Annotated in this window: 22 protein-coding genes; 12 read left to right on the forward strand and 10 right to left on the reverse strand. The window is 70.6% G+C overall.

Features of this window, described 5'->3' with window-relative positions; all coding sequences use genetic code 11:
- Positions 1-110: 110 nt before the first annotated feature.
- The 5 genes from KBZ12_RS06995 to KBZ12_RS07015 are packed head-to-tail and all read right to left on the reverse strand — an operon-like array spanning position 111 to position 4,230.
- Positions 111-578, reverse strand: coding sequence for a Fur family transcriptional regulator (locus KBZ12_RS06995; RefSeq protein WP_396100789.1), 468 nt, complete (start codon positions 576-578; stop codon positions 111-113).
- Between the two features lie 32 nt (positions 579-610).
- The gene (locus KBZ12_RS07000) at positions 611-1,666 is read right to left on the reverse strand and encodes a lysylphosphatidylglycerol synthase domain-containing protein (RefSeq protein ID WP_254957195.1); all 1,056 of its coding nucleotides are present in this window, start codon (positions 1,664-1,666) and stop codon (positions 611-613) included.
- Complete coding sequence (locus tag KBZ12_RS07005) at positions 1,663-2,877, reverse strand: LarC family nickel insertion protein (RefSeq protein WP_254957196.1); 1,215 nt, start codon at positions 2,875-2,877, stop codon at positions 1,663-1,665. Before KBZ12_RS07005 ends, KBZ12_RS07000 begins: the two co-directional genes overlap by 4 nt.
- Positions 2,874-3,515 (reverse strand): hypothetical protein, encoded by a 642-nt coding sequence (locus KBZ12_RS07010; protein WP_254957197.1) that lies wholly within the window; start codon positions 3,513-3,515, stop codon positions 2,874-2,876. Before KBZ12_RS07010 ends, KBZ12_RS07005 begins: the two co-directional genes overlap by 4 nt.
- A 1-nt stretch (position 3,516) precedes the next feature.
- On the reverse strand, positions 3,517-4,230 hold the full coding sequence (locus KBZ12_RS07015) for a hypothetical protein (RefSeq protein ID WP_254957198.1): 714 nt from the start codon (positions 4,228-4,230) through the stop codon (positions 3,517-3,519).
- A 159-nt stretch (positions 4,231-4,389) separates the two neighbouring features.
- Between KBZ12_RS07015 and KBZ12_RS07020 the strand changes: the two genes are divergently transcribed.
- On the forward strand, positions 4,390-5,199 hold the full coding sequence (locus KBZ12_RS07020) for a tetratricopeptide repeat protein (protein ID WP_254957199.1): 810 nt from the start codon (positions 4,390-4,392) through the stop codon (positions 5,197-5,199).
- On the opposite strand, the gene KBZ12_RS07025 is transcribed toward KBZ12_RS07020, so the two are convergent.
- Complete coding sequence (locus KBZ12_RS07025) at positions 5,129-5,503, reverse strand: hypothetical protein (RefSeq protein ID WP_254957200.1); 375 nt, start codon at positions 5,501-5,503, stop codon at positions 5,129-5,131. The genes KBZ12_RS07020 and KBZ12_RS07025 overlap by 71 nt on opposite strands.
- Before the next feature lie 82 nt (positions 5,504-5,585).
- Between KBZ12_RS07025 and xth the strand changes: the two genes are divergently transcribed.
- Positions 5,586-6,419 carry an exodeoxyribonuclease III gene (gene xth / locus KBZ12_RS07030; RefSeq protein ID WP_254957340.1) on the forward strand — a complete coding sequence of 278 codons (834 nt, stop codon included), beginning with the start codon at positions 5,586-5,588 and terminating at the stop codon, positions 6,417-6,419.
- A 27-nt stretch (positions 6,420-6,446) separates the two neighbouring features.
- On the opposite strand, the gene KBZ12_RS07035 is transcribed toward xth, so the two are convergent.
- Positions 6,447-7,061 carry a PAP/fibrillin family protein gene (locus KBZ12_RS07035; RefSeq protein ID WP_254957201.1) on the reverse strand — a complete coding sequence of 205 codons (615 nt, stop codon included), beginning with the start codon at positions 7,059-7,061 and terminating at the stop codon, positions 6,447-6,449.
- A 73-nt stretch (positions 7,062-7,134) separates the two neighbouring features.
- Between KBZ12_RS07035 and mqo the strand changes: the two genes are divergently transcribed.
- Positions 7,135-8,622 (forward strand): malate dehydrogenase (quinone), encoded by a 1,488-nt coding sequence (mqo, locus tag KBZ12_RS07040; RefSeq protein ID WP_254957202.1) that lies wholly within the window; start codon positions 7,135-7,137, stop codon positions 8,620-8,622.
- On the opposite strand, the gene crtL is transcribed toward mqo, so the two are convergent.
- Positions 8,619-9,851, reverse strand: a complete 1,233-nt coding sequence (gene crtL / locus KBZ12_RS07045; protein WP_254957203.1) for a lycopene beta cyclase — start codon at positions 9,849-9,851, stop codon at positions 8,619-8,621. The two genes, mqo and crtL, sit on opposite strands and share 4 nt — an antisense overlap.
- Positions 9,852-9,923: 72 nt before the next feature.
- Positions 9,924-12,521: a DNA gyrase subunit A gene (gene gyrA / locus KBZ12_RS07050; RefSeq protein WP_254957204.1), complete on the reverse strand. Its 2,598-nt coding sequence runs from the start codon at positions 12,519-12,521 to the stop codon at positions 9,924-9,926.
- Positions 12,522-12,551: 30 nt separating this feature from the next.
- Between gyrA and KBZ12_RS07055 the strand changes: the two genes are divergently transcribed.
- From KBZ12_RS07055 to rsmD, 7 genes are all read left to right on the forward strand, one after another.
- Positions 12,552-13,709 carry a homocysteine biosynthesis protein gene (locus KBZ12_RS07055; protein ID WP_254957207.1) on the forward strand — a complete coding sequence of 386 codons (1,158 nt, stop codon included), beginning with the start codon at positions 12,552-12,554 and terminating at the stop codon, positions 13,707-13,709.
- A gap of 71 nt (positions 13,710-13,780) precedes the next feature.
- Complete coding sequence (locus KBZ12_RS07060; RefSeq protein ID WP_254957209.1) at positions 13,781-14,395, forward strand: CAAD domain-containing protein; 615 nt, start codon at positions 13,781-13,783, stop codon at positions 14,393-14,395.
- Between the two features lie 72 nt (positions 14,396-14,467).
- Positions 14,468-15,631: a GuaB3 family IMP dehydrogenase-related protein gene (locus KBZ12_RS07065; protein ID WP_254957211.1), complete on the forward strand. Its 1,164-nt coding sequence runs from the start codon at positions 14,468-14,470 to the stop codon at positions 15,629-15,631.
- A 283-nt stretch (positions 15,632-15,914) separates the two neighbouring features.
- Complete coding sequence (trxA, locus tag KBZ12_RS07070; RefSeq protein ID WP_254957212.1) at positions 15,915-16,238, forward strand: thioredoxin; 324 nt, start codon at positions 15,915-15,917, stop codon at positions 16,236-16,238.
- Between the two features lie 124 nt (positions 16,239-16,362).
- Positions 16,363-17,334: an LOG family protein gene (locus KBZ12_RS07075; RefSeq protein WP_254957213.1), complete on the forward strand. Its 972-nt coding sequence runs from the start codon at positions 16,363-16,365 to the stop codon at positions 17,332-17,334.
- Positions 17,331-17,954 (forward strand): imidazole glycerol phosphate synthase subunit HisH, encoded by a 624-nt coding sequence (gene hisH, locus KBZ12_RS07080; protein ID WP_254957214.1) that lies wholly within the window; start codon positions 17,331-17,333, stop codon positions 17,952-17,954. Before KBZ12_RS07075 ends, hisH begins: the two co-directional genes overlap by 4 nt.
- Positions 17,951-18,550, forward strand: coding sequence for a 16S rRNA (guanine(966)-N(2))-methyltransferase RsmD (rsmD, locus tag KBZ12_RS07085; protein WP_254957215.1), 600 nt, complete (start codon positions 17,951-17,953; stop codon positions 18,548-18,550). The genes hisH and rsmD overlap by 4 nt, the downstream gene beginning before the upstream one ends.
- Positions 18,551-18,590: 40 nt before the next feature.
- Here the strand turns inward: rsmD and petG are convergent, their stop codons facing one another.
- Positions 18,591-18,704, reverse strand: coding sequence for a cytochrome b6-f complex subunit V (gene petG / locus KBZ12_RS07090; RefSeq protein WP_006041770.1), 114 nt, complete (start codon positions 18,702-18,704; stop codon positions 18,591-18,593).
- 108 nt (positions 18,705-18,812) lie between these two features.
- On the opposite strand from petG, the gene KBZ12_RS07095 reads away from it, so the two are divergent.
- Both KBZ12_RS07095 and KBZ12_RS07100 read left to right on the forward strand, forming a co-directional pair.
- Positions 18,813-19,205, forward strand: coding sequence for a cytochrome c (locus KBZ12_RS07095; protein WP_254957217.1), 393 nt, complete (start codon positions 18,813-18,815; stop codon positions 19,203-19,205).
- On the forward strand, positions 19,202-19,963 hold the full coding sequence (locus KBZ12_RS07100; RefSeq protein ID WP_254957218.1) for an RNA methyltransferase: 762 nt from the start codon (positions 19,202-19,204) through the stop codon (positions 19,961-19,963). The genes KBZ12_RS07095 and KBZ12_RS07100 overlap by 4 nt, the downstream gene beginning before the upstream one ends.
- The last annotated feature ends 22 nt before the right edge of the window (positions 19,964-19,985 follow it).

The raw sequence follows: 19,985 nt of genomic DNA on the forward strand, positions 1-19,985 counted from the left end.
CCCTTATTGCGAACTGCTCGCAACCTAGACGCCGAAGGGGCCCTTTTGCAAGCGATTCTCAATAGCAGCTGGGGATTGCGAAGCGGCGGGGCGCCGGGCGGCTGGGCCGATCAACCCTGCTCCTCAGCCGCGCAGGCCGGACAGAGGGCCCGCACGTTGAGCACACACTCCAGCAAGCGAAAACCGAAGGCCCCGGCCGCCGCTTCGCCGGCGGCCAGCACGGGGCCACTCTCGAATTCCTCGGTGCGGCCGCAACGGACACAGAGCAGGTGGTGATGGTCACGGTGGGCGTCACCGGCCAGCTCGAAGCGGCGCCCCCCCTCCGGCAGTTCAAGCTCCTGCAGCAGCCCCATGGAGCTCAACAGCCGCAGGGTGCGGTAGACGGTGGCCAGGGACACCCGCTCCTGGCCGCGCACCAGCCGCAGGTGCACTTCCTCCGCGCTCAGGTGGCTGCCCTCACCGATCCGCTCGAACAGATCCAGCACCCGCTGGCGCTGGGGCGTGAGCCGCTGGCCCCGATCGTTGAGGGTGGTGCGCAGGCTGCTGGGCTTCGCCAGACCCGTGGGGGGAGTGTTCACCACGCGATCCCAGATGGTCGCAAAACTAGAACCTATTGAGAAGGAGTGCCTGATGGCGGTGTCGCCACAAGCGGCTCCCGCACCAGGCGCCGGTCGAGGGCCACCAGGCCGGCCGCCAGCAGATCAGTCAGCGTGACGATCAGGCGGTAGCTGAGGGCGACCGCCAGCAGCGGTGCTTCCGGCAGGGTCAGCCCCATGCGCAGCAGCAGCACCGCCTCGAACACCCCCAGCCCGCCCGGCGCCCCCGGCACCACCAGGCCGGCGGTCCAGGCCAGGGCGAATCCGGCCAGCCACAGGGGGGCGTCGCTCCCCAGGGGCAGATCAAAGGCCCGGATGCAGCAGCAGAAGCCGGCGAAGCGCAGCAGCACGAAGGCCAGTTCCGCCAGCAGCGGCTGCCAGGGATAGCCCCGCAGCCCGCTGAGGCGCCCCAGGGGCGCCCCCTGCGCCAGCTCCTGCTGGAGCTCCTCCTCCAGGCCCAGGTCGCGGGCCCGACGCCGCTCGAGCCGCCCCAGCAGGGGATCCAGCCAGCGGGGAAGCAGCAGAGCCAGGGGCAGCAGGCACGCCAGGCCCAGCCCACCCTGCCAGCCACCCAGGGGCACCAGGGCCAGGGCCGCCACCGCCGCCACCAGGGGATCGAGCAGCACCGCCACCAGGGCCATGCTGGTGCCCACGGGGGCCGCCAGGGGCGCGCCCTCGCTGCGCAGCCGCTGCACCCGGGAGGCCAGGTGCCAGAGGCCCCCCGGCAGGAACTTGCGCAGGTTGGTGGCCACGTGCAGTTCCACCACCCCAGCCCAGGCGGGCCGCAGGCCCAGCCAATGCAGCACGACGCCCCAGGCGACGCCATTGATCAGCAGGCTGAGCAGGCTCACCCCGACGCCCAGCACCAGCCACAGCCAACCCTGGCCATCGAGGCGCAGCTGCACCAGCTGGCGGCCGTGGCTGAGCAGGGCCGCCATGACAAAACCAATGCTGCCTAGGGTGATCCAGGGGCGCAGACCGCCCGGCAGGGCCGGCAGGGCCAGCCACTTCGGTGGCGACGGCAGTCGGCGCCGCAGGCTTTCGAGGCTGGGAGGGGACCAGGGGCTCATGGCGTTTCACCCTCTGAGGCCAGGGCGCGGCGGACCTCGTCGCGCACCTCTTCGATGGAGCGACCCAGGCGTCCGGCCAGCTCCACCAGGTCGGCGTGTTCCGCCTTGGCCCGCCGGCGACCGTCGGGCAGGCTGGCCCACTTGATCCGCACCGGACCCAGGGCGGTGGCCAGGGTGGCGCTGTGCCTGGGCAGGATCCAGCGGTTCTGCAGCTGCTCCCGCACCCCCAGCGTCGTGCCGTGACACCACCACACCTGGCGCAGCGCCGGCCCCAGCTCCGGGGGCATCAGGGCGGTGAGCAGGGTGCCGGTGCGGCCCTTCTTCATCGCCACCGGCTGGCTGAACACCTCGAGTGCCCCGCCCTGACGCAGGGCCTCCGCCAGGTAGGCCAGGTCTTCGGCGCTGGCGTCGTCGATCTGGGCCTGCTGCTGCAACAGGACTTCGCTCACTTCGTTAGCTCCGCTAGCGCCATCGTCCCCCAGGGGGCGGGCCAGGGTGAGGCGCAGCAGGTTGGCCCGATCCAGCTGGCGCGTGCCCAGACCCACCCCCACCCGCAGCGGCACGGCCCCAGGGGAGGGGCCGAAACGGTCAGCCCAGCAGGCCATCAGGGCCAACCCGGTCGGGGTGGTGAGTTCGCCTGGGGGAAACCCCTGGCTGGAGGCCAGCGGCAGGCCCCGCGAGCGGGCGATCTCCAGCACCGCCGGGGCCGGCAGCGGCAGGGCCCCGTGGGCGGTGGTCACGCTGCCGTGGCCCGCTGGCGGCACGCCGCAGACCAAGTGCTCCACCCCCAGGTGCAGCAGGCCGGCGCAGACCCCCACGATGTCCACCAGGGCATCGATCGCCCCCACCTCATGGAAGGCGACGGCCTCGGCGGCTTGGCCGTGGACGCTCGCCTCCGCCTCCGCCAGCAGGCCGAACACCGCCAGCACCTTCTGCCGCAACGCCGGCGCCAGGCGAGCCGCCTGGATCTGCTGGCGCAACGCCCCCCAGGGGCGGTGGTGCGGCTGGGCCTCCAGGGCTTCCACGTCCAGATGCAGGCCCCGCAGCCCCCCGCTGCGCCGTTCCTCGATGCGCAGCCGGTAGCGCCCCTCCAGCCCCAGGGCGGCGAGGGGCGCTTCGATGGTTGCCTCAGGGAGGCCAAGATCCAGCAGGGCGGCCAGCAGCATGTTGCCGGCCAGGCCGGTGGGGCAATCCAGCAGGGCCAGGGTCATGGCAGCGGCCGCCGGCCGAAACGGGGGGCCGCCTGCAGCAGCCGTTCGGCCTCGGCCTCCATCTCGCTGCGGCGGGCCCGCAGGTCCTGCTCCACCTCCCGGCGTGCCCGGCGCTGCTCCATGCGGGCCGTCGCGACATCGAAACCCGACAGGCCCCAGAGGCGGCCCAGCAGGGCCCGGTCGTCATCGCCGCCGACGCTGCCGCCGTAGACCAGCGACTCGGCCACCATGCCCGCCTGCAGCACCCGGCTCCAGCGCCGCAGATCCTCGGCGGAGAGCTTCACGCTCTCGGGCAGGGCGAACTCGGTGCAGCCGCCGCTGTCGACCCCGGCCCGCAGGCAGGCCAGGCTGCCCACCAGCACCCGCTGCACCACCAGACCATCGCGGCTCGCCGCCAGGGCGTGGCCGGCTTCATGGATGGCGATACGGCGCAGGCGCCCCTGCCCGCCCGGCAGGACTTCCGCCAGCAGATGGCCGCCGCGGCCGCCGTAGCGGGCCGCATCCAGGGTGAGGGATCCCAGGCCCAGGGCCACGAACACCGTGAGCCACCAGGGGGACAGCCCGACGAGCGGGCCCGCCACGGCGCCAAGACTGACCAGCAGCACCACGACCCCGGCCGTGAGGGCACCGCCGGTCATCTCAGCGGCCCTGGCGGGTCACGGCCCGGCCATGGCCCTTGGGCTTGGCCGGGCCGCCCTTGTCACCGCCGGGGCGGCGGGCCTTGCCGCCGCGGTTGCCCCGTTCGGCCACCGGGCCGATGACCTCGAAGCGCTCGACGGCGAGCTGCTGAACCTGGCGGCGCAGGTCGAGGGAGACGAAGTGGCGCAGGTGCTCCAGGGGAATGTCGCCCCGCAGCTGGAGCTTGAACGGCACCGGGCGGTTGCCGTCGGGGCGGGGCTGCTGCCGCACCTTGATGACCAGATCGCCGGTTTCGGGGCGGGTGAAGATCAGTTCGCCACGGATCGAGAAGTAGTCATCGCCCTCGGGAAGCTGGTCGGCGTCAGGGGCGTCGGTGGTGTCAGCGGAGGAGGTCTCCTGTTCCGTGGCCTCGGAGTCCGTGGGTGCGGCGAGGGTGCTGGGTTCCCACACGCCCACCATCTGCAGGTGGAGCTGGTTCTCCTCCCGGGAGCGGGGGTAGACGACCCACAGATGGGGTGTCGCCAGGTCGAGGTGGCGGCGCATGAGCGTGAGCAGGCGCCCGAGCACCACCGCTTCGATCTCGGTGCCATCCTCCGTGCGGATCAGACCCCGGGTGAGCTGGTCGGGATCGGCGGGCACGTAGCAACCGCGCACCACTCCGATGGCCCGGTACTGCATCGGCTCGGTGACCGGGGAAATGGGATGCTGGCGCATGGTGAAAGGAAAAACCCCGTGGCGGTGCCTGGAATGGCCCGGGTCAATGTAAGCAGCAGCGGAAGCGTGATGCCCAGGCCAGACTCGGACGCGACCCTGAGCTCTCTCCGTCAGCGGATGCCCTCCCCGAACCGAAGCCTTCCCGGCCTCTGGCCGCTGTTGGCGGCCGGCTTGGTGGGCCTGCTGGCCCTCGGGGGAGGCTGGTGGCTGGGCCAGCGCCAGATAGCCACCCAGGCCAGCGCCGACCCGAAGCTGACGCTGCTCAGCAAGGAGGCCACCCGATTGCGACTGCGGCTCGACGCCGACGAAGCGGGTCCGGCCGACCGCCAGCGGCTGCTGGAGCTGCTGGTGGCCCTCGATCGCAAGGCGGAGGCCATCGGCCTGCTGGAGCCGATGGCGGACCGGGAACCCGAGCGCTGGTCGCTGCGGCTGATGCTGGCCGAACTGCGGCGCGATCAGGGCGACCGCAGCGGCGCCGAGCGGGAACTGCGCCAGATCCTCAACCTGCGCCCCACCCAGGTGGAGGCCCTGCAACTGCTCAGCCTGCTCAACCTGGAGCAGGGTCGCGGCGCTGCCGCCGAGGCCCGCGTCAAGGCGGCCTACGGCCTGGCGATCAAACCCGACGTCCAGTCGGAGGCCCTCGGGATCGGCCTGCTCCTGGCGGAACTCCAGCTCAAGCGCGACCAGGCCGCCACAGCGGCGGCCACCTATCTGCAGCTGGCCAACTTCTTCCCCCAGGACCAGCGTCCCCTGCTGGGTCTGGCGATGCTGCGCCACGACCAGGGGGATGGCAAAGGGGCCCAGGAGGCCCTGGCCCAGGCCCGGTTGCGGACCCCCAATCCGGACAAGCCCGACCCGAGGCTCGACAAGCTGGCGGCGAGCTGGGGGCTCGAACCGCTCAGATCCCCTTCAGCTGCCCCGAAGTCCCCGCCGGTGCAGGCTTCGGCGCCTTCGCGTCAAAGTCCCTGAGGGCCTGATCGATGGCGGAACTGGGGGGGGTGGCGTCGTCCAGAGCCGTGCTGCGCTTCAGCTTGTTCAGCAGGTCGAGCGGGTTGGTGCTGTCGATGATCGAACCGCTGCCAGATCCCGATTTACCCGGCCCGTAGTCGTAGAGCTGGCGCTCCTGGGTGCTGGTGCCGAGGGTCTGGCCGTAGCCGGCCTGCTGGGCCGAGGCCCCACCGGCCGGCAGCACAGCAAGCGCCGCAGGCAGGACGATGGCCGCCAGGGAGCCCACACGGGCGACAGAAGCACGAAGAGAGATCGAACGGTTCATGGCTCCTGCCGGCTAGGGGACGTCTTACCAGTAGGCCCATGATAAGGGCCCCCAGCCGGTGGACCGGCCCGTTGCCATGGCCCTGCGGATCGCCACCTGGAACGTCAATTCGGTACGCACCCGACTCGATCAGGTGGCCGCCTGGCTCGAGGCCGAGGGGCCCGACGTGCTCTGCCTGCAGGAAACCAAGGTGGCCGACGCGCTGTTTCCCCACGCCGCCTTCGAGGCCCTGGGCTACCGGGCGGTGATCAGCGGCCAGAAGGCCTACAACGGCGTCGCGATCCTCAGCCGACTGCCGATCGAGGACGTGCGGGTGGGCTTCGCCGCCCTGCTGCCGGACGATCCGGCGGCCGAGGGGCTGGGCGAGCAGAAACGGGTGATCAGTGCCTCGATCGAGGGGGTGCGGGTGCTCAATCTCTACGTGCCCAACGGATCAGCCCTGACCTCGGAGAAATACCCCTACAAGCTGGAATGGCTGGCCTGCCTGCGGCGCTACCTGGAGGCCCAGGACGCCGAAGGCGAACCCCTGGCGATGGTGGGCGACTTCAACATCGCCCTGGAGGCCCGCGACATCCACGACCCGGAGCGCCTCAGCGGCGGGATCATGGCCAGTGATCCGGAGCGGCAGGCCCTGAGCGCCGCCCTCGGCGATCGCCTCAGCGATGTGTTCCGCGTCTTCGAACCGGAGGGCGGGCACTGGAGCTGGTGGGACTACCGCACCGGCGCCTGGGATAGGGACAGGGGCTGGCGCATCGACCACATCTATCTCTCTGAAGAGCTGCTGGCCTGCGCCACGGGCTGCGTGATCCACAAGGGGGTGCGGGGCAACGAGCAGCCCAGTGACCATGCGCCTGTGATGGTGCACCTGGCCTGGCCGCCGCAGGAGGCGGCCGACGGCGAAGACGACGGCTGGTGACGGCGGCTGGTGACGGACCCGGTGACCTCAGGCCAGGAACGCCGCCAGCGCGAGGTCCGGCCGCCGCACCAGGGCGAACAGCGTGCCGGCATTGCCGCGGCTGATCCGCAGCTCGTCATCGATCACGGTGATATCCAGCCAGGCTGGAAAGCTCTGCTGCACCTCCCGGAACAATTGCAGTCGCCGTTCTCCGATCTGGGGCCCCAGCCAGCCGCCGCGCTCGAAGCGCACCGACACCCGCTGGTGGGGCGGCGCGGGCTCCACGGTGATCCGGGCCTGCACCCCGATCCCCGCCAGCGGACCAAGGGGGCCGGCCAGGCGCAGGAGGTTGAGGGCCCGGCCGGCGGCGGGATCGAGCAGCTGCAGATTCTCCAGCCAGGGCTGGACCGCCAGGTAGGGCTGGGAACTGCTGCTCCAGCGCAACTCCCATACCCCCGCCAACTGGGCGGTCTGGGCGGAGAGATCGGCGGGCTGCAGCTGCTCCAGCCGCTCGATCAGGGCCTCAATGCGACTGGCGGCCGGAGCTGGAGCGCCGGGGGATCCGGCCCGCAGCAACCCCAGCAGTTCCTTCCGGCAGACCGGGGCGTCGCCGGCAGCAGCGATCGGGCCATCGGCCATGGCAAGGGGCGCGTCAGGACCCATGCTGTCAGGTCCAGGAGGCCATCGGATACCGTGTCGCCCGGCCCCATCGCCGATCCGATCCAACGCAGACCCCGTGACGCTGACCACCGTCGATGTGACCCTGGTGGGGGCGGGGATCATGGGCGCCACCCTGGGCACCCTGCTCAAGCAACTGCGGCCGGAGCTGCGCATCCTCCTGCTCGAAGGGCTCCCCATGGAGGCCCAGGAAAGCTCCAGCGCCTGGAACAACGCCGGCACGGGCCACGCGGGGAACTGCGAGCTGAATTACACGCCGATGGCGGCGGACGGGTCGATCAGCCTCACCAAGGCGCTCGACATCAACGAGGCCTTCGACCTCTCGCGCCAGTTCTGGACCCACCTGGTGCGGACCGGGTCCCTGGGCTCCCCGCAGGCCTTCATCCAGGGCGTCCCCCACATGAGCTTCGTGCTGGGGGAGGAGCGGCGGGCCTTCCTGCGGGAACGCCACCGGCTGATGGCCGCCCACCACTGCTACCGGGGCATGGCCTACAGCGAGGACCCCGCCCAGGTGGCGGACTGGGTGCCGCTGCTGATGGAAGGGAGGGATCCGGCCCAGGCGATCGGCGCCACCCACATCGCGTCGGGCACCGACGTGAACTTCGGGGCCCTCACCAGCCAGCTGCTGGCTCACCTGCGGGCCAGCCCGCCGTTTGAGGCACGATTCTCCACGGCGGTGACGGGCCTGCGGCGCCGGCAGCAGGGGGGCTGGCGCCTGGAGAGTCGCGATCAAGCCAGGGGTGAGACCCGCCTGATCGATTCCGGCACCGTGTTTCTCGGGGCCGGTGGCGGCGCCCTCACCTTGCTGCAGAAAGCGGGGATCCCCGAAGGACGGGGCTACGGCGGCTTCCCCGTCAGCGGCCTGTGGCTGCGCTGCGGCGATCCGGCCGTGGCCAGCCGCCACCACGCCAAGGTCTATGGGATGGCGGCCGCCGGTTCGCCGCCGATGTCGGTGCCCCACCTCGACACCCGTCTTGTCGATGGCCGGCAGTGGATCCTGTTCGGGCCCTATGCGGGGTTTTCCAGCAAGTTCCTCAAGAGCGGTTCCCTCTGCGACTGGCCCGGTTCCCTGCGGCCCGGCAACCTCCTGCCGCTGCTGGCGGTGGCCCGGGACAACCTGCCCCTGACCGAATACCTGATCGGCCAGGTGTTCGCCAGCGCCGGGCAACGCTTCGCGGCCCTGCGCGACTTCTACCCCAACGCCCGGCCCTGCGACTGGTCACTGGCGGTGGCAGGCCAGCGGGTGCAGATCATCAAGGGCGACCCCAGCCGGGGCGGGGTGCTCCAGTTCGGCACCGAGGTGGTGCATGCGGCCGACACCTCCCTGGTGGCGGTATTGGGGGCCTCACCAGGCGCGTCGGCCGCCGTGGCGATCAGCCTCGAGATCCTGCGCTCCTGTTTCCGCGACAAGCTGCCCGATGGCTGGGAGCGGACCCTGAAGCGGATCCTGCCTTCCTACGGCGAATCGCTCCGCCACGATGCCGAGCTCTGCCGGCGGATCCGCAGCCAGAGTGCCGAGGTGCTGGGGCTGCCGGCACCGGGCTAGGGCCGGCGCGGCGGCAGCAGCAGGCCGGCCCGCACCGCCCACGGGGAAAGGGCGAACAGGCGCAGCATGGCCGCCAGCAACTCCGGCACCTCCAGGGTGTTGGCCAGAAAGCCAGCCCACTGCGGACCGGGCAAGCGGAAGAAACTGGCGAAGAACTGGCGCAGCTCGGCTTCGGGAAAGCCCATCAGTTTGCCCAGCCCGAACTGGTAGAGGGCGTGCTTGCTGCGCAGCTCCGGGGACCAGAGGGCCCGCCAGCCCGCCTGGGCCAGGAGAACCGAGGGAGCCTCCGCCGCCGCCATCGCCGCCGCCACCGCCGCGGCCACCGCCGGAGCCCGGCGCAGCAGGGCGCCCATCATGTAACCCGAGGCCGGGTGCACCATCGAGGCCGCCCCGCCGAAGCCCAGCACCGGCTGCTGCAGATCCGGCAGGGGCAGGTTCATCGGGAACAGGCAGAACTCCTCGTGCTCCACCTCCAGCACCTGCACGCCCCGCTGGGCCAGGCGCCGGTGGAGACGTTGCTGGAGCACCTCAAAAGGCACCGGCGGAGCCAGGGCCAGCGACGTCTCCTCGACGAAGAAACGCCCCCCGCCCAGGTCCATCGCATACAGGAAGGTGGGGGGCTCGGCCCGCTCCGCCTCGCTGAGGTGGTCGCCGCGGTAGTCCATCAGCACGAACTGATCGGGCTGCACCGGCGGCGCCGAGAAGCGGCCGACGACGCCATAGGCCGACTGGCCCGCCACCGGGCCCCGGTCGGGCCGCCGCACCAGCCGCGGCTGATGGCCCGTGGCGTCCACCACCAGCCGCGCCTGCCACGGGCCACCAACCGCCCCCACCACCTCACTGAGGGCACCAACGGCCTGGCAGCCCGTGGCCAGCCCCTGCAGCAGCTCCACCCCGCCACGCCCGCAGGCCTCCAGCCAGTGCTGCTGCAGGGCCTCGCGGTTGAACAGGCCGTAATCCCGGCCATGGAGCGTGGGGCGGTTGGCTTCAGCCGCAGGGTCAGGATCGCCCGCCCCGAAGTAACTCACCGTGTGGCTCCAGCGGTGCTCCAGCAGGTGGCCCAGGCCGAGGGCATCCACCTCATCCCCCCAGATGCCGTAGGTGTTGGGCCAGGGGGCGCGCAGATCCTGGGGCGCCAGCAGGGCCACCTGGAGCCCTTCCGCCGCCAGGGCCGCCGCGATGCAGAGGGCGGCGGGGCCGCCTCCGAGCACCAGCACGTCCCTCGCCATCTCGCCGGTACGGTGAAGGCACATCCTGCATCACGGCCCGGTCTGCGAGCGCCGATCCCCGCCTGGACGCAATCAGTCGTCCGTGCCTGGGGTCTCGTCAGCGGCTGGAGCTGTGTCCTCCTCCTCGGCCGCCGGCGGCACCAGCACCACCTCGGTGAGGCGATCACCGGAATCCAGTTTCTGCAGCCGCACACCGGTGGCCGCCCTGGACTGCTGGGGAATGGCATCGGCCTTCATGCGCACGATCACCCCCCGCTCGCTCACCAGCAGCAGCTCCTCACCGGCGCCGAGCACCTTGAGGCCCACCAGCACGTCGCCGTCGCGGCGGAACTTGATCGCCCGCAGACCCATGCCGGCGCGGCGCTGCAGCCGGAACTGATTCACCGGCACCCGCTTGCCCAGGCCACTGGCGCTGGCCACCAGCACCCAGGGACCCTCGCTGGGGGCGACCTCGTCACCCTCCTCCTCGTCGGCACCGGCGGCGTCAGCGGAGCTGGCGACACGGTCCGCCAGTTCCGCCGTGAGCACATCCATGCTCACCAGCTCATCGCCGGGGCGCAGGTTCATGGCCCGCACACCGCGGGCGGTGCGGCCCAGGGGCCGCAATTCCTCGTCGCTGAGGCGGAAGTGGATCGTCATCCCCTTGAGGGAGCCGATCAACACACTGTCGCCAGGCAAGGCGAGGCGCACCCAGCGCAGGGCGTCGCCGTCCTCAAGGGAGATGGCGATCAGACCGTTGGAGCGGATGTTGCTGAAGGCCGACAACCGGGTGCGTTTGATGTAGCCGCCACTGGTGAGCATCACCAGCTGCACGTCGTCCTCAAAGGCGCTCACCGCCAGCAGGGAGGTGATCGCCTCCTCGCGCGGAATCGGCAGCAACTGCACGATCGGAGTTCCCTTGGCGGAACGGCTGCAGATAGGCACCCGGTAGGCGGGAATGGAATACACCACGCCCCGGTCACTGAACAGCAGCAGGGCGTCGTGGTCGTTGCAGCTGATGAACAGCTTCACCGCCTCTTCGCCCTGGCTGCGGGTGCCGGCCTTGCCGCGGGTGCCGCGGCTGGTGGCCTCGAACTCACTCACCGGCATCCGCTTGAGGTAGCCGTTCTCCGTGAGCAGCACCACCGAGCGCTCATTGGCGATCAGATCGATGTCTTCCAGCCCACCTTCGAGATCGAGGATCTCGGTGCGGCGGGGGGAGTCGTAGCGGCTGCGCAGCACCTGGAGCTCCTCCTGGATCAGCCCCAGCACCCGCTCTTTGCGGCCGAGGATGTCCTGGTAATCGGCGATCTTGGCGACGAGATCGTCGTGCTCGAGGCGAATCTTGTCGGCCTCCAGGGCCGTGAGGCGCCGCAGCTGCATCTGCAGGATGGCGTCGGCCTGGATCTCGCTGAGGCCGTGGCGCTCCTGCAGCTGGGCCCGGGCGGTGGCGGTGTCGGGGGCGGCCCGGATCAGGGCGATGATCGGATCGAGCTGGTCGAGGGCCAGCAACAGACCCTGCAGGATGTGGTCGCGCTCTTCGGCCTTGCGCAGGAAGTAACGGGTGCGCCGCTCGATCGTGCCGATGCGGAACTCGAGGAAGACCCGCAGCATGCGGCCGAGGGTGAGCAGCACCGGCTCCCCCTTCACCAGGGCCAGCATGTAGGCGCTGAAGTTGTTCTGCAGCGGTGTGAGCTTGAACAGGTTGTTCAGCACCACCTGGGGGTAGGCGTCGCGGCGCAGTTCGATCACGATCCGCATGCCGTCGCGATCGCTTTCGTCGCGGATGTCGGCGATACCCTCGAGCTTCTTGTCGTTGACCAGCTCGGCGATGCGCTCGATCAGGGAGGCCTTGTTGGTCTGGTAAGGGAGCTCGGTGATGATCACCGCGTCCCGGTCGGGGCGGCCCTTGGCTTCCACCGTTTCGATGGAGGCCACGCCCCGCATCGTGATCGAGCCGCGGCCGGTGGTGTAGGTCTCGCGGATGCCCCGGCGGCCGAGGATCTGGCCACCGGTGGGGAAATCGGGTCCGGGAATGATCGCCATCAGTGCCCGGTCCTCGATCTCCGGGTTGTCGATCAGGGCCAGCAGGCCGTCGATCAGCTCGGTGAGGTTGTGGGGGGGGATGTTGGTGGCCATCCCCACGGCGATGCCGGAGGAGCCGTTGAGCAGCAGATGCGGCACCCGGGCCGGCATCACCGTGGGTTCCTGCTGGGAGCCGTCGAAGTTGTCGATGTAATCGACAGTTTCGGCTTCGATGTCCTCCAGCAGGCTGTCGGTGGTCAGGGCCTGCAGCCGTGATTCGGTGTACCGCATCGCAGCCGGCGGGTCGTTGTCGACCGAGCCGAAGTTGCCGTGCCCATCGATCAGGGGCATGCGCATGGAGAAGTCCTGGGCCATGCGCACCAGGGCGTCGTAGACGGCCGTGTCGCCGTGGGGGTGGTACTTGCCGAGCACCTCCCCCACCACGCGGGCGCATTTCCGGTAGGGCCGGTCGCTGGTGAGACCGAGCTCGTACATCGCGTACAGGATGCGCCGGTGCACGGGCTTGAGGCCGTCGCGGGCATCGGGCAGGGCCCGGCCCACGATCACGCTCATCGCATACTCCAGGTAGGAGCGCGACATCTCATTGCGAAGGTCGGTCTGGATGATCCGTCCGTCGGATTCACCGGGTCCGGTTGGATCCGCCATGCAAGACCGTATGGGGCACAGCCCACTCTAATGAAGACCCTGCCGGCCCGGAGTGAATCGGCCCTGCGCCAGCGTCAGCGCAAGGGGCTGCTGCGGGTGCGGGCCGCCGCCGACTTCCGCGCGCTGGTGGCAGAGGCCGGGCTGGCGGAGGCCTATGACAACACCGACGTGGTGGTGGCCGCCAACGCCGAATTCACCGATCAGGGCTCGCTGCACCTCAACATCGGCCCCAGCGATCCACCGATCCGCCTGCGGGAGGCCCAGCTGGAGGGCCTCGCCGCCCAGGGCGGCGGCGGTGGCGGCGACCTGGTGCTGCCCATCGGCGGCGGCCTCGGGGAAGCCCAGCGGCAGGGGGGAGCCCATCTGCTCGACCGGCTGCTTCAGGGCGACTCCCTGACCCTCACCGCCACCGGGGAGATCACCGCCCTGCACCCGCGGCGGGATCTGCAGGCCCAGCTCGACCTGGAGCGCATCGGTTCCGGCCGGCTGTTGCTGCACCGGGCCATCAGCGAAAACGGCGTCGTGGCCGTGAGCAGCGCCGAAGGGGTGCTGCGCAGTCCCTGGGGGCCCGTGCTGGGGCCGTTCGGCAACGCGCTCTACGGCTGCGGCGGCGCCGGCAGCATCGGCCTCACCATGCCGGGGCTGGCGCTGCTGGGGCCGGGCTCGCCGGTGCTGGTGGCGGGGGCCATCGGCTGGGTGGTGGGCAGCGGCAGCGGCCACCAGCCGGGCGTGCCTCGCTCCGCCAGCGGCCACGCCCTCAGTCCGGGGGCGGTGGCAGCGGTGAGCGTGGATCTCCATGGCCTGCGGTCCGAATGGCTGCGGCCCTGCTTCTTCGAGGGCCACGGGGCCGGCCTGCTGGTGGGCCTGGCGGCCCCGGTCCCCCTGATCAACGAAGCGGTGGCCCGCCAGGCCGCCTGCGGCGACGGAGAGCTGGAGGCGCCCGTGCTGGACATGGCCATTCCGCGGCGCCTGCGGCCCCGCTTCGGCTCCGTCAGCTATGCCCGGCTCAAATCCGGCCTGATCCAGGTGGAGGGGCGCCGCGTCACCGCCGCTCCTGCCCACAGCCCGCGGCTGGCCGCAGCGATCGCCGCGGAGCTGATCACCTGGCTCCAGGACGGTCGCTTTCCCCTGGGCCTGCCGGTCCGGCCGCTCTCGGGTCGCGGCGGCCTGATTCCCCTCGACAGCTGAAATCCCTGCACACCTCTGGAGCTGGGGCGGAAAACGGCCGTAAGCTCCGCCGTAAGCTACCGGCGCCAGCCATGGCCGAGACCCCCTTCAACCCCGAGCCCCCCTTGAGCCTCGAGCCCCCCTCCAGCCCCGAGGCACAGGAGAACGGTGCGGCACCGGAACCCTGGCCCACTGACGCGGCCGAGGCAACGCCGGAGCCCGTCACCCCTTCGCAGGAACCGCTCCTGGCCGGGCCGGATCCCGAGGATGACGCCCCTGAGGCGGTGGCCCCTGAGCCGTTCATGGAGCCAGTGAGCGCCCCGGAGCCCGGCATCGTGGCCACCTTTGAGGTGCCTCCCCTGGAGAGTTCCCCTGATTCCGCTGCGGACGGCGGCGGCGAATTCGAACTCCTTCTTCAGAAGATCAGGGACTGGCTCGGCAGCGGCGAGCTCCAGGCCCAGTGGCAGCGGTTCCGCGGACCCCTCAAGGGGGTGGCGATCCTCATCGGCGCCGTGCTGCTGCTGCGGGTCTACGCGTCCCTCATCGGCACCCTGGACAGCCTGCCCCTGGTGGGCGGCCTGTTGGAGCTTGTGGGCCTGATCGCCGCGGTCCGTTTCACCTTCACCAAGTTGGTGCGCAAGAGCGACCGGGAGCAGGTCTTCGCTGACTGGAGCCGCCGCTGGAACGATTTCCGGGGCAGGGAGTGATGTCCCGACCGTGATCGGGCCCTATCACTCGCGGCCCGGTTGATAGTTTGTGCCCACTGTGTCCGTCCAACGGTGAACATTCAGCTCGGTCGCTCCAGGACCGTCCGCCGCGCCTACGGCATCGACGAAATCGCCCTGGTCCCGGGCGGTCGCACCGTCGACCCGGAAGTGACCGACAGCAGTTGGAGCCTGGGGGGCATCCAGCGGGAGATTCCGATCATCGCCAGCGCCATGGACGGCGTGGTGGATGTGGGCATGTGCATCGAACTCACCCGGCTGGGGGCCCTGGGGGTGCTCAACCTGGAGGGCGTCCAGTGTCGCTACGACGATCCCGAACCGATCCTGGACCGGATCGCCTCGGTGGGCCGCGACGCGTTCGTGGGCCTGATGCAGGACCTTTACAGCCAGCCGGTGCGCGAAGACCTGGTGCGTCAGCGGATTGCTGAGATCAAGGCCGGCGGCGGCATTGCGGCGGTCAGCGCCACCCCGGCGGCGGCCCTGCGCTTCGGCGCGGCGGTGGCTGAATCGGGCGCCGACCTGTTCTTCGTGCAGGCCACGGTGGTCTCCACGGAACACATCGGTCCCGAGGGTCGCCAGACCCTCGACCTGGCCGTCCTCTGCCGCGACCTGGGCGTGCCCGTGGTGATCGGCAACTGCGTCACCTATGACGTCACCCTGCAGCTGATGCGGGCGGGGGCCGCCGGCGTCATGGTGGGCATCGGCCCCGGCGCCGCCTGCACCTCCCGGGGCGTGCTCGGTGTCGGCATTCCCCAGGCCACGGCCGTGGCCGACTGTGCCGCCGCCCGGGACGACTACGAGCGTGAAAGCGGCCGCTACGTGCCGGTGGTGGCCGATGGCGGCATCGTCACCGGCGGGGACATCTGCAAATGCCTGGCCTGCGGCGCCGATGCGGTGATGATCGGCTCCCCGATCGCACGGGCCGCCGAAGCGCCCGGCCGCGGCTTCCATTGGGGGATGGCCACCCCCAGCCCGGTGCTGCCCCGGGGCACCCGCATCAAGGTGGGCACCACCGGCAGCCTCGAAAAGATCTTGCGCGGTCCGGCGGGCCTCGATGACGGCACCCAGAACCTGCTGGGCTGCATCCGCACCTCGATGGGCACCCTGGGGGCCCGCACCCTCAAGGAGATGCGGGAGGTGGAGGTGGTGGTGGCCCCGTCCCTGCTGACCGAAGGCAAGGTGTACCAGAAGGCCCAGCAGCTGGGCATGGGCAAATAGCACGGCGCGGCCCGCAACGGATCCGACCAAGCTGTCGCAGGCCTGGACAACACTGCCTCAAGGCGAGATGGAGGCTAACCTCTGCATGTGGGGGCTCCGGCTCGCACACTCCTCACACCCCCCGGCCCGGCGAGTCCGGGCTTTTTGTCTTCTCCCACCCCTCCATGCGCAGCCCCGCCGCCTGGGGCGACCGGTTCCGCTACGGCCTGCAACGCTGACTCGATCCCAGGGGATAGCAGCCGAACCCGGTTGCTAGATTCAATTCATCCCGAGTCTGCAAGGAATGTCCAGCTCCGCTGCCGTCACCGACGCCTCCTTCGAGCAAGACGTGCTCAAGAGTGATGTGCCCGTGCTGGTTGATTTCTGGGCCCCCTGGTGCGGCCCCTGCCGCATGGTGGCGCCGATCGTCGATGAGATTGCCAAGGAATACGAAGGCAAGATCCGCGTCTACAAGCTCAACACCGACGAAAACCCCAACGTCGCCAGCCAGTACGGCATCCGCAGCATTCCCACCCTGATGCTGTTCAAGGGCGGCCAGAAGGTCGACACCGTCGTCGGTGCCGTCCCCAAGAACACCCTCTCCGGCACCATTTCCAAATACCTCTGATTCCATTCCGCTGACGCCGCCCCTCTCCCCGAACCCAGCGCCGGAGGCGGGCAGAAGCCCCCTTCAGGCCCTCGCCGACGAACTCCAAGGCCACCCCCAGCGCCGCCAGATTGAGCGGGCGGTGGTGTCGCTGCTGCAGGTGGCTCGCCAGGAGAAGGAAGAGGAGGAATGGCGCCTGATCGCCGGTTGCCTGGCTGACATCAGCGAAGCCCTGGAGGTCTTCCGTCCCCGTCGCCGCGCCCGCAAGATCAGCGTGTTCGGCTCGGCCCGCACCCGCCAGGGCGATCCCTGCTACCACCTGGCCGAAGCGGTCGCCCGCCTGGCGGTGCAAGCCGGATTTGAGGTGATGACCGGTGCGGGGGCCGGCGTGATGGAGGGCGCCAACAGCGGTGCCGGCTGTGAACACAGCATCGGCCTCAACGTGGATCTGCCCTTCGAGCAGCATCCCAACCCGTACGTCAGTGCCTGCGACGACCGCCTGCTCTACTTCCGCTATTTCTTCACCCGCAAGCTGTTCTTCCTGATGGAGAGCGATGCCCTCGTGGTGATGCCGGGGGGATTCGGCACCCTCGATGAATTGTTCGAGTGTCTCACCCTCATCCAGACGGGACGCACGTCCCCGATCCCGTTGGTGCTGCTCTGCCCACCGGGGGACGATTTCTGGAAGGTCTGGAAGCGCAATGTGCACAACGAACTCGCCAGCCGCGAACTGATCTCACCGGAGGATGTGGATCTGATGGTGGAAGCCTCGAGCGCCGAGGAGGCGGTGGCCCAGATCTGCCGCTTCTACCGGGTGTTCCACAGCGCCCAGCTGGGCCAGGACCGCATCGAACTGCTGCTCAACGCCGAGGTGCCGCGCGCCCTGTTGCCGGAGCTGAATCGGAGCTTCGCCGATCTGCTGGACCAGGGCGCCATCCAGAGCGGCGAGGGGGTCGACGACAACGGCCTGCTGCGGCCCTGCCTGCAACTGCGCTTCGACAAACGCCGCGTCGGCCGTCTCTACCAGTTCATCGATCACCTCAACGGCCTCGATCTGCCGGCCTCATCGGCCCTGGAGCATCCGGCCGAGCGGGTCCCCACGGGCAGCCAGCCATGAGTCGCATCGGCCTGATCGACTACGGCATGGGCAACCTGCACTCGGTGCAACGCACCTTTGCCCGGCTCGGCGCCGAGCTGGTCAGCGTGCACGGCCCGGCGGACCTCGAGCCCTGTGACGCCCTGGTGCTGCCGGGGGTGGGGGCCTTCGATCCGGCCATGGAGCGGCTGCGGGCGGCGGGGCTGGAGCCGGCCCTGCGCCGCTCCTGCGCTAGCGGCAGACCGCTGCTCGGGATCTGCCTGGGGTTGCAGCTGCTGTTCGAAGCCAGCGAGGAGGGCCAGGCCGAAGGACTGGGGGTGCTGGCCGGCCGGGTGACGACCCTGCCGCGGGTGGCCGGCCACCCCCTGCCCCACATGGGCTGGGCCCCCCTGATCCCGGCCACCGCCAGTCCGCTGCTGGACGGCCAAACCCCGGAGGCCTGGGTCTACTTCGTGCATTCCTTTGCCGCTGAGCCGGCCGAGGCCGCCGCCACCACAGCCCGGGTGGACTACGCCGGCACCCTGGTCACGGCGGCGGTCTGGCACGGCACCATCGCCGCCTGCCAGTTCCACCCGGAAAAATCGGGGCCGGTGGGGGAGGCGATGCTGCGCCGCTGGCTCGACTGGGTGGCTGAGCTGTGACTCTGCGGGTCAGCGGGGGGCGTCGGCTGCAGAGCCCCCCAGGCAGCACTACCCGGCCCACCGCCGCCCGGGTGCGGCTGGCGGTGATGAACCTGCTGGCTGCCGAGGTCCCCGGCAGCCGCTGGCTGGATCTGTGCTGTGGCAGCGGTGTGATGGCCTGTGAGGCCCTGCAGCGAGGGGCTTCACAGGTCGTGGCGGTGGAGCGGGATCGCCGCATCGCGGCGGTGGCCAGACACAACCTGGAGGCGACCCTCGGCGGCCGGGCGGCCCAACGGGGGGAGGTGGTGCAGGCCGACATTCTGCGCTGGCTGGCAACGGGGCCAAGTGCACCCCCGCCCATCCGCTTCGACCTGATCTACGCGGATCCTCCCTACGCGGCTGGGCTACACGGGCCGATCGCCGCAGCGGTTCGAGCGGAAGGATGGCTGGCGCCGGGGGGCACCCTGATCTGGGAATGCGCCTCGGACGGGATTCCGCCGGACCCGCCGGGCTGGCAACGGCGGGACTGTCGACGCTATGGCGGCACTACACTGGTGTTACTCCATGAACTGCCTGACATAGCCGTAACCTCCCTCCAGGACGGTTCACTCCCCTGACCATCCCTTCCCTTGCACTGCCAGGGATCCAGGCCCCGGATCAGCCCCCGAGGGCACTGCCCCGGCGGTACTGATTCCAGGCCGCCACGAACAGCCCCAGCAGGGTGACGGGAATCAGGCCAAGCACGATGCCGCAGAGGAGGGGTTCGATCATGGAGAGGCGGAAGCTTCAGGCGATGCACAATTCTTCCACGACTCCCGCCGGCAACGCGAGACCCACCGCAGCACTGTGATCAGCCCGTCCCCCACACCCCCCTCCGCCGTGGCGTCCGCCCCCCTTAGCGAGGCCAACCAGCCCCCCGCCCAGCGCCGCAGCCTCGTGGCGGCCCTGGCGACGCTGGCGGCGGTGGCCTGCATCCTCCTGGTGCTGGTGGTGTTGCCGGCAGCGCGCAGCGATCCCTACACCCGCCAGACCCTCGATCTCACCGGTTCGGCCACGGACGGCGGCAGCCTGTTCCGGCTCAACTGTGCCGGCTGCCACGGCCTGGCGGCCCAGGGGCTGGTGGGCCCCAACCTGCACGGCGTCGATCGACGCAAGAACGATCGCCAGCTGATCCAGCAGGTGGTGAGTGGCCGCACCCCGCCGATGCCGAGCTTCCAGCCGGAGCCCCAGGCCATGGCTGATCTGCTGGCGTTTCTGCACGCGCTGCCTTGAGCCCCAAGCTGGTCCTGGTCGAACCGGCCGGCCCCTTCAACGTGGGCAGCGTCGCCCGGCTCTGCCGCACCTATGGCATCGAGGAGCTGCGGCTGGTCGCCCCCCGTTGTGACCCCCTGGGCGACGAGGCCCGGCTGATGGCCGTGAAGGGCTTGCCCCTGCTGCAGCAGGCGCGCCTGTTCCCCACCCTGGCCGCCGCCCTGGCCGACTGCGGTCGGGTGGTGGCCACCAGTGGCCGTCCGGAGGGAGAGCCCCTGCCCCTGGAGGACCCTGATGACCCCCTGGCCTGGCTGCTGGCGGGCGATCCGGAGCTGCCGTCGGCCCTGGTGTTCGGCCGGGAGGACCGGGGCCTGAGCAACGACGAGCTGCTGCAGGCCGGCCGGCTGCTGCAGATCCCCACCCCCACCCCCCACGGCTCCCTCAACCTCTCCCATGCGGTGGCCGTGGTGCTGCACGACCTGTACCGGCCAGCCCGCCGCGGCACCCCCGTCCGGCAAGCACCGGCACCGTCCGTGGTCACCGTTGCCCAGCCCCCCTGCCCCCGGGGGGTGCTCGAAGCCATGCTCAGCGACGCCGAGGAGCTGCTGCTGGAGGTCGGGTTTCTGTTGCCCCACACCGCCCATGCCCGGATGGCCAAGTTGCGGGCCCTGCTGCAGCGCGGCCAGGTCAGTGCCCCGGAGGTGGCCCTGCTGCGGGGCCTGGTGTGCCAGTTGCGCTGGGCGAGCCGTCGCCCTTTCCCTTCTTCCCAGGACCACTAGCGTCGACACATCGCCCTAGAGC

The sequence above is a fragment of the Cyanobium sp. Cruz CV13-4-11 genome, assembly GCF_024346055.1.
In the GTDB taxonomy this organism is placed as follows: domain Bacteria; phylum Cyanobacteriota; class Cyanobacteriia; order PCC-6307; family Cyanobiaceae; genus Cyanobium.